Source organism: Spirosoma sp. KCTC 42546 (assembly GCF_006965485.1).
In the GTDB taxonomy this organism is placed as follows: domain Bacteria; phylum Bacteroidota; class Bacteroidia; order Cytophagales; family Spirosomataceae; genus Spirosoma.
The window spans coordinates 208,127-221,876 of record NZ_CP041360.1; the positions used below are offsets into that span (position 1 = coordinate 208,127).

Genomic DNA, 13,750 nt, shown 5'->3' on the forward strand with positions numbered 1-13,750 from the left:
CCTGTTGTCTGGCTATAAATGGCCGACTCATTTTCGTTCGGCCAGAAAATTAACGGTAACGAATATTTCGAGGAATTCGGAATACGCATCGATCCGGCGCAGACCGTTCCCAACAATTCGATAGAGAGTAAAATTAGGGGAGAGCAAGTGCCAGAAATCCCGGAAGTAGGTCCGGGAATCAATACTTGTTCCTCCAAATTCAAACTGAATAAAGCGAATGCGCTGTTCCTCGATCAGTTTACTGGCTCCCTTTAAAACGGCTAATTCATGCCCTTCTACATCAATCTTCAACAAATCGATCTGTTTGATCCCCTGACTGGCGGCAAACTCGTCGGCCGTACTAAAAGCTGCGACTTCATGTTGGGCAAATGACACCTGAATGTGCTGCAAATCGCGCTCATACACCGATGTCATCCCCGATTGTTCGGCATCGGTATATAAAGCTAGTTCACCCGCCTGATCGCTTAAACCAATGTTGTGTTTATAGACGTTTTGTTCCGGGACATTTGCTTTTAAGGTTTGATAGGTAGCCCGAGACGGTTCGAAACAATGGATCGTGGCTCGTTTGCCAAACCCTTTCAAGATCATTTGGGCATAGGTGCCCACATTTGCGCCCACATCAAAAATGGTAACAGGCTCGCTCTGTTCCGCCGTTTTGCGGGCTACATAGCGAACAACGTACTCTTCTCCGCTATCGTCCGTAAAGGAGCCTCCGCCATAATTCATGGCGTACAGCGTAAACAAATGCAGTTTTTCGTAAACGGGTTGTAGTAACACAATTCGGGCAGGTGCTAACAACCATTGCAGAAATTTCTTCATAGGCTAATCGACTCGTCGGGTCATCTCAAAAATACCACATCCATACGTGCAGCCAAAATTAGTCTGAACTGCGTCTGAACGTAAATCAGCGTTCTCTACAAATTGCTCATTATCATCGATATATGAAAATCGATCTATGGTATAATGTGGGGCAAATAACTTAACCAGGTAGCTCACTGAAAATACCCGGTGAGCATTATAAACGATTCCCTGTGGGCCAATGGGCGTTGAGAAGTAGAACGTGCCACCGGGTTTGATAATCTGTCGGATATTATCCAACGCTTTTAGATGGCCATTAGCATCAATTGGATCACCGTAGCGTCCTAATCCGAAGTGCTCGATAGCGTGTAAAGTCGAAATGGAATCGGTCGAGTGAATCAGGTCGGCGGGTAAATTCATTAAATCGGCCTGCCGAAAACTAACATTGGGAATAGGCCGGGTTAGCGGACGGATATCAATAATTTCAATTGGCCGATACGAGGCTACATGCCCCACAAACCCGTCAACACGAGAACCAATATCCACATGTTTGATGGGATTATTTTTGAAGATGCGCTGCGACACATACAGGTCCTGAAGGAAGTAATGTTTTATCAGGATACCGCTTTCATCATATCGATCAAAAATAGCCGGATAATAACCCCGGATAGGGAAGTCTGGATGTCCGTTCAGCTGTTTCTTGAGCGTAAAGTAGTCGTTTATATATGCAGGGGTCGCTTTTATGCCGCCCCAAACGATTTGTGTTCCTATTTTGAGGATTCGTCCGATCATGATGGGTTAGGCTTTAATGAGCTGGCGGGCTTTATTCATTGATTTAATAAGAATCCGTTCAGGAAATAGGTTGATAACACGCGTAATTACGGCTATTTTGACCCGATGTAGCCAAGGAGCCGAATAGTCAAATTCCTCAATAAAACGGTTCTTGATAGCTACGTTCGTTTGCCATTTAGCCCGTAAGTTGGTAAAGACTGTATTCGTTGTGTGAATCCGGTAAGCGGTTAGGGCTTCAGGCAGATTGTGCATTCGATACCCAGCCTGCAGCAACCGAAACAGACTGTAATAATCGTTGAAATGAGCAAACTGAATCTGATATAAATCCTCGCTCAGCGTATTTCTGTACATCACGGCCGGATTAGCTATCGGAAACCGAAGGTAAAACTCCTTGTAAATTTCCTCATGCGTAACAGGATAGGCACGCGTACCCGTAACCCGGCCTACTTCATCGATGAGTGTCAATTGACTGCCAACCAGAAAAACGTCAGGATGTTCCTGTAAATAACGTATCTGTTTGGCCAACCGATCGGGCATAGCTACATCATCTGCATCAAGTTTGGCAATAAATTCACCTTTTGCCTGACGGGCCGCTATATTGCTGGCTACTTCACCACCATAACCCAGGGGTTTAGGCTCATATAACACGCGAATACGACTGTCTCGCTGGGCAAAATCAGCCAGTAAGGCAGGCGTTTTGTCAGTTGATCCATTGTCCAGAATCAGTAGTTCGAAATTTGTATACTCTTGATTTAGAATACTTTCTACCGCGTCAGTTATATGCCGCTCACCGTTGTAAACGGGCATGATAACCGATACAAGTGGTGTGTCTGACGTAATCATTGAAAAGGCCAAGGCAATTATCGGACCATAATACGCACAAACTCTCCGAGACTTCCTGATTTTGCTGTAAAAATAGACGCCAGGTTACTGGCAAAATATGTTTCTGTCCAGAGTATGGGACCGTATAGGTCGGAACGACATTGGCCCACTCTCAAACATCCAGCGTCAAATCCAGTTGCTGATAGGCCTTTGACGCTCCATCTGTCAGGCAAAGCCATAACATATAATGCCCCGGCTTCAGATCTTTTTTGTCGAGAACGCAGGAAAAGCCCGGATGGGTATACTGTCTGTTTAACGTATGGTCGGTCACGTCATCCCAAACGTGTTTGTGGGTGTCAAAAACGTAACTGGCGGTTGGGGATTGTGCCACGATCTGAATAACGGTGTTTTTAGGCAAGCCGTTATTGACCAACGCCCAAGACCGATAAAACACCAGAAATTCTGGTGTGCTGTAGGGCTTCACCTCCGAGGTGATCGTATTCGTGGCAACCAATTTTGTTGAATCGAAGGGCTGCGGGCTGCTTTTAAGATCGCGGAAGGTGAGATTTGGAATCTTGTAAAGACCTCGCTTGATCGCATCGTTTAAAATCGGCTCGGCTACGCCCGGATTGCCCCAGTGTAAAAATAGATTCGCGCGATTGTCATTAAAGAAAGCTGTACTGTATTCCAGTTGCTGGGTTCGATCAACAATACGCTGCCGGTTGCTCTGATTGGTGGATGACAAATAAATAGATACTGCAACGCCAAGATAAGCACCGAGTATGCCTAAGCGAAGGTAACGATGGGTAACGACTTCTATAGCCAATACGGCTTGTGTGGCAAATAACATAACGACCACAATACCATAGCGCGGGCTGAACGCCTGCTCTACCCCCATCCCCGACCGGGAAGCCATCAACGACAGACAGGTAAGATAGAGGAATACTAACCAACCCAATACGGGCAAATGGGCCGTAAGCCGTTTCTTATACCAAAGATAGCCGAGCAGTCCTAGCGTTACGAGCAGCAACAGCAGGCCAAATGCCATCGCTAATTTGGCCCGTCCGATACCGACCATCGAGCCGGTTAACGAGAAAAAGTAGCTGATGGCGCGGCCTGTGTGATTAAACAGGGAATCGACAATATCCGGATGGTAGGGCGGCCTGATGTAATTCGTAAAATAGAACCCTACTGTTGCGCCCCCGATGAGTACCCAAACCGCCAGTTTGCGATAGGACTTCAAAAGAGCCAGTAGCGGAATACCCACCATAAACGTGAACATCCCGTTACCGCTGGTAAATGTTGCCAGAATCGCGGCTGCACAGGCAAACGCAAAAGCTCTTCGACCAGCCTGATTTAAACTGTAAATGCTGAATAGAGCGAACGGAATCACATATAAATTCTGCAAGGCAGCCATACTCCAGGTCGACAACTCCCAGTATTGGAACGAAAAAAGCGAGTAGGCGACAGGCAGCAGATACAAAAGTTTCTGATTAAGTGGTAAACCACGGAACGCCACTTTTAAAAAAAGATAGCCAATAAGCAGAAGCGCCAGATTCCCGACCAGAATTAGATGCACGAAATTTAATTGCCCAAATAGCCAGTAATCGGTCAGAAAAACGAGCCGGTCGAAAACAATGCGGTGCTCGTTGTACTGCCAAACGATGAGGTTGAGCTTTCCGCCAGTCGTAAGTTTTCCTGAGGTGTAGTCGGCAATAAAGGAAAGGGCACTATTAAAATCGTCTTCGTAAGGAAAGTTGTAGGCGTTTGTGTAAATGGTAGCGTAATAAAGTACAGCCGGAATAGCTAGTAGTGCACTAAGAAGGAGGTATTGAAAGACCGGTGCCTTTGGCGTCTGTGACGACGAATCTGAGGCTAAAGGGGATGGCCATTCAGGGTGTGAGTTCATGTAGATTGCGCGTTGTATCGATTTGTGTTTCCGGCGGGGAACAGGTAGTTAAACGAAGAAAAGTCGTAATACGAAAAGGATTGTTGTCAAATAATAGAGCAAGTATACTTCATAATACACTATCTGGGTATATGATTCGTCCAGTAAACTACTATCTGGTGATGACAAGGCCGCACAATTCCCTTAACGATACGGCTTTTACGGGAGGATTGCGTAAATTTGTCTGATCTAACAGACTATAGAAACCATCGTTCAATGAAGTTAAATCTTCGTTATCAGGAATCCTTCGAGGACCGTCATCACGGTCAAACAGACGCGGCTCTGACCGAAATGCTTAAAACGGTGGGCGTCCAATCCATCGATCAACTGATTGAGCAGACTGTACCCAAAATCATTCGACTCAAAAATCCGCTGAATTTGCCCGATCCTAAGTCGGAAATGCAGTTTCTGACTGATTTTAAAAAAATAGCCGGACAGAATAAAGTTTTCAAATCCTACATCGGTACGGGATATTACGACACCATCACGCCAAACGTTATCCTGCGTAATATTCTGGAGAATCCAGCCTGGTACACGGCCTATACGCCTTACCAAGCCGAAATTGCTCAGGGACGGCTCGAAGCGCTATTGAATTTCCAGACCGTAGTATCAGACCTAACGGGCATGGATCTAGCCAACGCATCGCTGCTGGATGAAGGCACCGCTGCCGCCGAAGCCATGCATATGCTGTATGCGATGCGGCCAGCCGCCAAGAAAAACGCCAGTACGTTTTTTGTCTCGGAGCGCTGCCATCCCCAAACGATTGATGTTCTGTTAACCCGGGCTACGCCAATTGGAGTCAACATTCTCATTGGCGACCACCGCACGGTTGACCTCACGAACGGGGATATTTTCGGTCTCTTGCTCCAATACCCGGCTACGGATGGGGAAGTATTCGATTATACAGACCTGATTGCTGCTGCCCACGAATTAAATAGTACGGTTGCCGTTGCCGCTGATTTATTGGCCTTGACGCTTCTGAAATCGCCCGGTGAAATGGGTGCTGATATTGTCGTTGGTTCATCGCAGCGTTTTGGGGTGCCGATGGGTTATGGTGGTCCACATGCCGCCTTTTTCGCAACCCGCGATGCCTTCAAACGGCAGATTCCAGGCCGGATTATTGGGGTGTCGCAGGATGCCGAAGGGAAACCTGCTTTACGGATGGCGCTGCAAACGCGTGAACAGCACATTCGTCGCGAAAAAGCTACGTCAAACATTTGTACGGCGCAGGTATTACTGGCGGTTATGGCTGGTAGTTATGCGGTTTATCATGGCCCGCAACGGCTTCGTTCCATTGCCGAGCAAGTGCATGGATTAACAAAGGCATTTGCTACGGCGCTACGTTGGAGTGCCCACGAGGTTAGTACCGAAAATTATTTCGATACGGTTACCGTAAAAGTGTCGGATACCGAATCGTTGAAAAAATCAGCGAAGGCCGCTCAAATTAATCTAAAGTATCTGCCCGATGATGAGCACGTCAGCGTTTCTTTCGATGAAGCCAAAACCTATCATGATCTAACCGAATTGCTGACCGTATTTGGCGTGAAAGCGGATATGGAGGCAATTCTGGAAGGGCTGGAAACTACCTGGCCGGAACAACTTGTCCGAACATCTGACTACCTGACGCATCCGGTATTCAATACATACCACACAGAGCACGAAATGCTGCGGTACTTGAAGTCGCTGGAAGAGAAAGATCTCTCGCTGGTGCATTCAATGATATCGCTGGGTAGCTGTACCATGAAACTGAATGCTACGGCCGAAATGATTCCGGTTACGTGGCCAGAATTTGGTAAGCTTCACCCATTCGCGCCGAAAGATCAAACAACTGGTTATCAGCAGTTATTCAAAGAATTGAATGATTGGCTTTGTGAAATTACAGGCTTTGCCGCCATGTCGTTGCAACCAAACTCGGGTGCGCAGGGCGAATACGCAGGTCTGATGGTTATCCGGGCCTATCACGAAAGCCGGGGCGATTCTCACCGGACAATTTCCCTCATTCCACAATCGGCGCACGGAACAAATCCGGCCAGTGCCGTTATGGCGGGCATGAAAGTGGTCATCGTAAAATGCGATGAGCGCGGTAACATCGATGTCGCCGATCTGAAAGCGAAAGCCGAGCAATACAGTGAAAACCTTTCGTGCCTGATGGCAACCTACCCATCTACGCACGGGGTGTTTGAAGAAGGCATCATTGAAATCTGCGATATCATTCACCAGCACGGTGGACAAGTGTATATGGATGGCGCGAATATGAACGCGCAGGTTGGTTTGACCTCACCGGCTAACATCGGGGCGGACGTTTGTCACCTGAATCTCCATAAAACGTTCTGCATCCCGCACGGTGGCGGTGGACCGGGCATGGGACCAATTGGTGTAGCATCGCAATTGGTGCCTTTCCTGCCGGGGCATTCTATGGTTCATATTGGCGGTAATCAGGCGATCCATGCTGTTTCGGCGGCACCTTACGGTTCGGCTAGTATCCTGACCATTTCCTACGCCTACATCGCGATGATGGGTGGCGAAGGATTGACGAACGCAACCAAACGCGCCATTCTGAATGCCAACTACATCAAAGCGCGCTTAAATGGTCATTACGAAACGCTTTACACGGGCTCCAATGGGCGTTGTGCACATGAGATGATCATTGACTGCCGTCCGTTCAAAACGGCAACGGGGGTTGAAGTTGAAGATATCGCCAAGCGATTGATGGACTATGGTTTCCACGCGCCAACGGTTTCGTTCCCGGTAGCGGGTACCTTAATGATTGAGCCAACCGAATCGGAATCGAAGGCAGAACTGGATCGTTTTTGTGAGGCTATGATTGCTATCCGTGAAGAAATTCGGGAGATCGAAAACGGCCAGGCCGATCGTGTTAGCAATGTACTGAAACACGCACCCCATACCGCTACTGTTGCGTTGAGTGATAACTGGACCCGGCCTTATAGCCGCGAGAAAGCGGTTTATCCATTACCACAGGTTCGCGCCCGAAAATTCTGGCCAAGTGTTAGCCGAATCGATTCAGCCTATGGCGATCGGAATCTGGTTTGCGCCTGTGTGCCGGTAGAAGCGTATGCGGCTGAGGTTGGGGAAGAAGTTAGTGTAGAGCAATAGACTTGATCAATGAAACCTAAAAAGCCACCAGCCTGAATCAGGCTGGTGGCTTTTTAGGTTTCGGTAGTATGGTTAGTATAGAGTAGAAAAACGTAATCAGGGCTATTCTTTTCTTTAAGATAGTATTCATACGTTCAGTAAAAGCGATTTACCGATGTACGCTCGATTTCTTACTTTTTTGGTTTTTTATCTAATTAGTAGTCAGCTACAGGCGCAGCTAGTCAACACGCTACGCTGGAAAGCAGATAGTTCTTATAATACCAAATCGTTTGCCGTAGCAGCGCCTTTCTATGTACAGGCCGGTGAGGTTGCGGAATTTCCTTTCCAGCGTAAACGCGTTTATTACGATGCAGGTTGCTGCTACGCGTTATTGGGTCAGATTGATCTGGCATTTAAGTACCTAACGCTGGTTGTCAAGACGTACGGATATGATAATCTGGCCAATATTGAAAAAGATGCTGACCTAAAAGCTTTACACACAGACAAGCGTTGGCTACCACTCCTTAACAGTATAAAACCTAATCCAATCTACACTGACGATCCACGTAAAGCCAGACTCATTACGACCGATGTTCACAATTTTTGGGAGGCTTATAATCAGGTGCTGAAAGACACTAGTCGGCGTATGCAAATTTACCGGGATCAGTATCTGGCCAGGGCTACACCAGGTTTGCAGGATTATTACGAGTATAAAATTCGTACGCTGGCTAAATTTGTAAAAAGCCAGGAGAAACTGCCTAAGTTTTATGCGTCTCTGCGCCCGAACACCCTTAAAGTTGAAGCTCAGAAGCCACAAATGATCGACAGCTTCATCAAATTTAAAGAACTATACCCTGCCGCTAAATTCCCGAATGTCTATTTTGTGATTGGTAGCTTTAGCAGCGGTGGCACATCTACATCGAATGGGTTAATTATTGGGTTGGATCAAAACTGTCGAACCCCTGCTGTGCCTACTGACGAACTGACCCTTTGGCAAAAAAATAACTTCAGTAACCTTAGCGAATTACCCCATATAGTAGCCCACGAGTTAATTCATTTTCAACAGGGAAGTTTAGCAAATGATACGACGTTACTCCGGGCAGCTTTAGTAGAGGGAATGGCCGATTTCCTGGGTGAATTGATTTCGGGTAAAACCGCAAATTCACGCTTGGGTGTGTACGCCAAAGGGCGAGAGAAGCAGATTTGGGCTGATTTTAAAAAAGAAATGTACCTGAATCGTGCGTCGAACTGGATTGCTAACTCTGCTCAGGAAACCGCCGATAAACCTGCCGACCTAGGATATTGGGTGGGTTATTTGATTTGTAAAGCTTATTATGACGAAGCCGCCGATAAAAAACAAGCCGTTTATGATATGCTAAACATTAAGGATTATCGACAATTTCTTGAGAGGAGTCGGGTGGAAGAGAAGATAGAATGCCTGTGAATACGTAGTAAGTAGTTGGTTGATTCAACCTTGAAATAACCCTCAATAAAAAGCCAATTGTATTCGTTAAAAGTAGTACCCGCCTGAATTTGCAGTATCTTGGGCGCGGAAAAAGTACTCTGCTCACTAACCTCTATGAAAATCAATACGTTGTCTGTACTGCTAATAGCGGTGGGGTTGGCCTCCGGATTAATGGGCTGCAACTCGGCTATGCAGGCGTATAAAAAAGGCGTTCGTCATTACGACGCTGGAGAGTACAATCTGGCACTGAACCAGTTCCAGAAAGCGGCTAAGGGAAACATAGACCCCGCTCGGCTGAATTATTACACGGCAGAATCCTACCGGTTATCGAACCGGTTTGGCGAAGCGGTTCCGTTCTACCAGAAAGCCATTGAAGCCAACACGACCGAGCCAGACGCCCGGTTGAATTATGCCTACGCGCTGAAATCGCAGGGAAATTATACGGGGGCACTCGAGCAATTGCAGCAGTACGTAGCCAATGCGCCCAGAACCACAGCCAAAGGCACACTCGATAAGGCAAAGCGAGAGGTTGAAACCTTAAAGGCCATTGACATCATTGCCAAAAACAAGTCGTTGATTACGCTTCGGAATATGGGTAACCTGAACTCGCCGGGCGCTGAATTTGCGCCCGTTGTGCGGGGCGAAGAGCTCGTGTTTACAGCTTCGCGAAAAGAGCAGGTTTATAAAAATAACGGCCAGCCGATGCTAGGCCTGTATAAAACCAAGCTGAACCAGAATCCCGATGAAACCGGTAGTATGCCCAAACCTGAACTGTTCAGTACAAACATTTTTGAGGGTAATGTGAATGAGGGTACACCGGCTTTCTCGAAGGATGGCAAAACAATGGTGCTGGCACGGGGCAACAATGGCAAACGCAAAGGTGGGTTAGACGTTGATCTGTATATCAGCCGCTTCGATGGTACTACCTGGAGTCAGCCGCTTCGGTTACCCATTAGTGACTCATTAGCCTGGGATGGTTCACCCGCCTTTTCGGGGGATGGTAAAACGCTCTATTTCGCATCGAACCGGGCCGGTGGCGCTGGTGGAATCGACTTGTATCGGACCAGCATCGACGCATCAGGACGCTTTAGTCGCCCGGTCAATATGGGCCGCGATATAAATACCCCCGGCGATGAAATGTTCCCTTATGTTGGCCCGAATGCCAAATTGTATTTTGCCTCAGACGGACATCCCGGTTTAGGGAAACTGGACATTTTTGTGGCCACTCGTTCAGGGGGCGTTACGCGGGTTGAGAATATGGGTCAGCCAATTAACTCGCCAGCCGATGATTTTGGCCTGGTTTATACCGATCCGGCAAAAGGCTTCCTGGCATCTAACCGGACAGGTGGTAAAGGGGACGATGATATCTATTTCTTCCAGGAAGGCCCACCTGCCGATACAACCACGATTGCTAAGAATCCACCGTCAGCCGATGCACCTAAAATCGTACGTTATTTTATAGCAGGAACTGTTTCGGTCAACGAAACTCCCGTTGTGCCACTGGATTCGGCCAAAGTACGAATTCTGGACGATGCCACCGGCCAACCTATTGCCGAAGTAACAACGGGAGAATCGGGCACGTTTGGTAAATATCCATTACAGGAAGGGAAAGACTATACAATTCTGGCCGAACGGAAGGGCTATCTGACTCGTCGGGAGCAATTTACGATGCAGGGTAAAAGCATCCCTCCGGTTTTTCTGACCAAATCCCAGACCGACACAACGTTCTACGTTCCGGTTCTCCTGGATAAATCGGTACTCAACAAGACGTTTGTTTTGGAAAACATTTACTACGATCTGGATAAGTACAATATCCGGGCGGATGCTTCGCCAGAACTCGACAAGATCGTGGTCATTTTGAAAGATAACCCAACGCTCAAACTGGAACTCAGTTCACATACCGATACTCGTTCTTCAGATGCCTACAACCTGAAACTGTCGCAGAACCGGGCAAAAGCCGCCGTTGATTATATCGTGTCGCAGGGAATTTCGGCCGATCGATTAGTGGCAAAAGGGTATGGTGAAACTCGACTGGTGGTTAAAAATGCCAAAACCGAAGAGGAACACCAGCGCAACCGCCGAACAGAGATCAAGATTCTGGAATTGTAAGGCCAGAATCGAATCAAACGAAGTAAACACTATATTTAAGGCCTTGGTTATCGCTTAATAACCAGGGCCTTATTGTTTATGAAGAACGACAGACTGCGTCAATTTTTCGTTGTGTTTAGTGTCATTTCGCTTATCGTTATGAACTATCTCTCCAATGTCGGTGCGTTTGGAGGGAAAACGAACAAAGAAATTTCGGATAAATACCATACGCTGATTACACCGGCAGGTTATGCGTTTTCCATTTGGGGAATCATTTTTCTTGGGTTGCTGGCCTTTGCGGTCTATCAGGGGCTTGGCACCCAGCGAACAAATCCTCGGTTTCGGGCTATAGGCTGGTGGGTTGTATTGAATGGCTTTTGTAATGCCATCTGGAGTCCACTCTTCAATAATGAACAAATCGGAATTGCGCTGGTCGTTATCCTGGTGATGTTGTTTTCATTGCTCATTATTGAGCAACGTCTGTTAGAAAAGAAACACGTTCCCATCGTAGCGATCGACCAAAATGCGACCCTTCCAGAATCGACAACATCATCAGCAGAAACGTGGTTAGCTCGTGTTCCCTTTTCGATCTACTTCGGCTGGCTAACGGTGGCAACGATTCTTAATGTTACTGTGTATTTAAAAGCGACCGATTTTGGTCTGATGGATCTGAGCGAACAAACCTGGGCTGTGGCCATGCTAATTGTAGGGCTATTGGTTGGCACTGTTGTCTTTAACCGGTTTCGAAGTATAGCGTATATACTGGTTTTCGCCTGGGCTTATGTGGCCATCGCCGTTGAGCAAACGAGCTATAATCAAATCAAGCTAGTAGCAGGTGCCGGAGCTATTATTGCGGTAGGGCTGGCCATCGCAGGCCTGATTTCTCGAAAAACACCGTCGTATAGTTAGTGTGGTTACAAAGCGGCTTGCGGTGATGTCAGTTTTTAGAAACTGACATCACCGCAAGATAAAACGCCCACGCTTCTATTGGAGCGTGGGCGTTTACACAAGAGTCTTATCCTGGCTTAAGCCGCTTCGTCTTCCAGTACCGTAATGCTGTTGATTTTATCGCCTTGTTGAATCTGGTCAATTACGTCCAGGCCGTCAACAACTTTACCAAAAACCGTGTGGTTCCGGTCGAGGTGAGCCGTGTTCTGGCGGTTGTGGCAGATGAAAAACTGCGAACCACCCGTGTTACGGCCCCGGTGTGCCATCGACAATACACCCCGGTCGTGGTATTGATTCTCACCGGTTAGTTCGCAATCAATGGTATAGCCTGGTCCGCCCGCACCGGTTCCGGTTGGGTCACCCCCCTGAATCATGAAATTTGGAATAACGCGGTGAAATTTGACCCCGTCGTAAAATCCTTTTTTAGCAAGCGTGATAAAGTTGTTTACCGCTTTCGGGGCATCTTTCTCGAAGAACTCAATGGTCATCGTGCCCTTATCCGTATTCATTTGTGCCTTTGGCATAACCTAATCAATTTTGTTTTGTATGCAAACCTACAACGATTTCCAGTTAATGTGGTTCCATAAACGGGCAACTTTCCATTGACCAGCCAGGCTGAATAGATAAATTAATTCTTTAAATAAGTCAATTATTGGTATTGGTTTTTGTGGAATAATGCAACTAAATTGCCTTGTATTAAGTTGAAAACAAAAAGGAGTAGGGGATGACTTCTTGTTTTTGTGCAATTCTACTCAACGTTATTTTTCTTATTGAGTACTATTACTTCCGTAGGTTTCCTTATTGAGCCATTCGTACCCGTTTATTCTTGTCCTGAACGTCAATTAACGTGGAAAATCAATCGATTCCGTACTACGATAACCTGCCGGATTTTTTGAAGGCTGTGAAGTCGATTGACACCACCAATCGATGCTTCGGTATTTTTCCATTTGAGCAATTTGGCGGACCCGGAGAAGTAATTCCACCGTTTCGAAGTAGTACCTATGTGGCCGCTCTGGTAACTGAAGGGACGGGCACTATTCACCTGGATGGCGTTCCTTATCAGGTTCAGCCGGGAACGTTATATTTTTTGCGCCCCTGGACAGTCCGATCAATCCATAAAGAAGATCAATGGCATGGTCAGGTACTGATGTTTACGTCAGAATTCGTAACCAAGCGGTCGTTGCTTTCCGATCCCATGCAGGAATACCCTTTTTATCGGAAAGGGGCTCAACCGTTAATTCATATTACATCCGATGAGGTAACAGAATTGGCCAGTCAATTTGAACTCATTGCTGCCGAATCTGGTCATCCAACGCGTTCAAAAGCGGATCGATTGGATTTAATTTACCATTTGCTTCAGGCGTTGCTGATAAAGAGCCGCCATACCTACCGCCAGACACTTTCGGCCATCGAGTATTCTCAACCTGTTTCGCTGGTTGAGCGTTTTCAGAGTTTGTTGCAGATGTATTACCTGCCTGATCCCAATCAGGACGCGCCAGTTTTACTTACAGTTCACGAAGCAGCTGAACGATTGCATATTCACCCCCATTATCTAAGCGATATACTGAAGAAATACACGGGTAAAACGGCGCTACAGCATATTCGGGAGCGAACCGCGTTTGAGGCTCAGAATTTAATTCGGAATACGAATCTGACTGTAGCTGAGATTGGTTACCAACTTCACTTCGATGATCCATCCAATTTTACCAAATTTTTTAAGAGCATAACGGGCATAACACCCCGGACCTACCGTGAGCAACTCTATGCTTTAGCCGCATAAGCCAATGTTAACTGGT

General features: G+C 46.9%; 10 protein-coding genes. 5 read left to right on the plus strand and 5 right to left on the minus strand.

All coding sequences use genetic code 11. The annotated features are described in order from the left end of the window. Positions 1-27: 27 nt before the first annotated feature. The 4 genes from EXU85_RS00905 to EXU85_RS00920 form a co-directional block, all read right to left on the minus strand. A complete protein-coding gene (locus tag EXU85_RS00905) occupies positions 28-819 on the minus strand; it encodes an FkbM family methyltransferase (protein WP_142770278.1) in 792 nt (263 codons plus the stop codon). A 3-nt stretch (positions 820-822) separates the two neighbouring features. Then, positions 823-1,590, minus strand: coding sequence for a DUF268 domain-containing protein (locus EXU85_RS00910; RefSeq protein WP_142770279.1), 768 nt, complete (start codon positions 1,588-1,590; stop codon positions 823-825). A gap of 6 nt (positions 1,591-1,596) precedes the next feature. Beyond that, positions 1,597-2,433 (minus strand): glycosyltransferase family 2 protein, encoded by an 837-nt coding sequence (locus tag EXU85_RS00915; protein ID WP_210422428.1) that lies wholly within the window; start codon positions 2,431-2,433, stop codon positions 1,597-1,599. 151 nt (positions 2,434-2,584) lie between these two features. Next, entirely contained in the window at positions 2,585-4,321 is a 1,737-nt protein-coding gene (locus EXU85_RS00920; RefSeq protein WP_142770280.1) for a hypothetical protein, read from the minus strand. Between the two features lie 255 nt (positions 4,322-4,576). On the opposite strand from EXU85_RS00920, the gene gcvP reads away from it, so the two are divergent. The 4 genes from gcvP to EXU85_RS00940 all read left to right on the plus strand — a co-directional run bounded on the left by gcvP (position 4,577) and on the right by EXU85_RS00940 (position 11,915). Further along, complete coding sequence (gene gcvP / locus EXU85_RS00925; RefSeq protein WP_142770281.1) at positions 4,577-7,474, plus strand: aminomethyl-transferring glycine dehydrogenase; 2,898 nt, start codon at positions 4,577-4,579, stop codon at positions 7,472-7,474. A 154-nt stretch (positions 7,475-7,628) separates the two neighbouring features. After that, positions 7,629-8,897: a DUF2268 domain-containing putative Zn-dependent protease gene (locus EXU85_RS00930; protein WP_142770282.1), complete on the plus strand. Its 1,269-nt coding sequence runs from the start codon at positions 7,629-7,631 to the stop codon at positions 8,895-8,897. Between the two features lie 135 nt (positions 8,898-9,032). Continuing rightward, a complete protein-coding gene (locus EXU85_RS00935) occupies positions 9,033-11,027 on the plus strand; it encodes an OmpA family protein (protein ID WP_142770283.1) in 1,995 nt (664 codons plus the stop codon). Positions 11,028-11,105: 78 nt separating this feature from the next. Continuing rightward, positions 11,106-11,915: a TspO/MBR family protein gene (locus EXU85_RS00940; RefSeq protein WP_142770284.1), complete on the plus strand. Its 810-nt coding sequence runs from the start codon at positions 11,106-11,108 to the stop codon at positions 11,913-11,915. A gap of 116 nt (positions 11,916-12,031) precedes the next feature. Here EXU85_RS00940 and EXU85_RS00945 read toward each other — a convergent pair whose 3' ends face one another. Then, positions 12,032-12,478 carry a peptidylprolyl isomerase gene (locus EXU85_RS00945; protein ID WP_142770285.1) on the minus strand — a complete coding sequence of 149 codons (447 nt, stop codon included), beginning with the start codon at positions 12,476-12,478 and terminating at the stop codon, positions 12,032-12,034. 323 nt (positions 12,479-12,801) lie between these two features. On the opposite strand from EXU85_RS00945, the gene EXU85_RS00950 reads away from it, so the two are divergent. Beyond that, complete coding sequence (locus tag EXU85_RS00950; protein ID WP_142770286.1) at positions 12,802-13,734, plus strand: AraC family transcriptional regulator; 933 nt, start codon at positions 12,802-12,804, stop codon at positions 13,732-13,734. Positions 13,735-13,750 lie beyond the last annotated feature (16 nt).

What these genes read in the sequence shown, in the direction of transcription:
- EXU85_RS00915 (WP_210422428.1), bottom strand. Translation starts at nt 2,433, where the DNA reads ATGATTACGTCAGACACACCACTTGTATCGGTTATCATGCCCGTTTAC.
- EXU85_RS00935 (WP_142770283.1), top strand. Translation starts at nt 9,033, where the DNA reads ATGAAAATCAATACGTTGTCTGTACTGCTAATAGCGGTGGGGTTGGCC.
- EXU85_RS00945 (WP_142770285.1), bottom strand. Translation starts at nt 12,478, where the DNA reads ATGCCAAAGGCACAAATGAATACGGATAAGGGCACGATGACCATTGAG.
- gcvP (WP_142770281.1), top strand. Translation starts at nt 4,577, where the DNA reads ATGAAGTTAAATCTTCGTTATCAGGAATCCTTCGAGGACCGTCATCAC.
- EXU85_RS00920 (WP_142770280.1), bottom strand. Translation starts at nt 4,321, where the DNA reads ATGAACTCACACCCTGAATGGCCATCCCCTTTAGCCTCAGATTCGTCG.
- EXU85_RS00930 (WP_142770282.1), top strand. Translation starts at nt 7,629, where the DNA reads ATGTACGCTCGATTTCTTACTTTTTTGGTTTTTTATCTAATTAGTAGT.
- EXU85_RS00910 (WP_142770279.1), bottom strand. Translation starts at nt 1,590, where the DNA reads ATGATCGGACGAATCCTCAAAATAGGAACACAAATCGTTTGGGGCGGC.
- EXU85_RS00905 (WP_142770278.1), bottom strand. Translation starts at nt 819, where the DNA reads ATGAAGAAATTTCTGCAATGGTTGTTAGCACCTGCCCGAATTGTGTTA.
- EXU85_RS00940 (WP_142770284.1), top strand. Translation starts at nt 11,106, where the DNA reads ATGAAGAACGACAGACTGCGTCAATTTTTCGTTGTGTTTAGTGTCATT.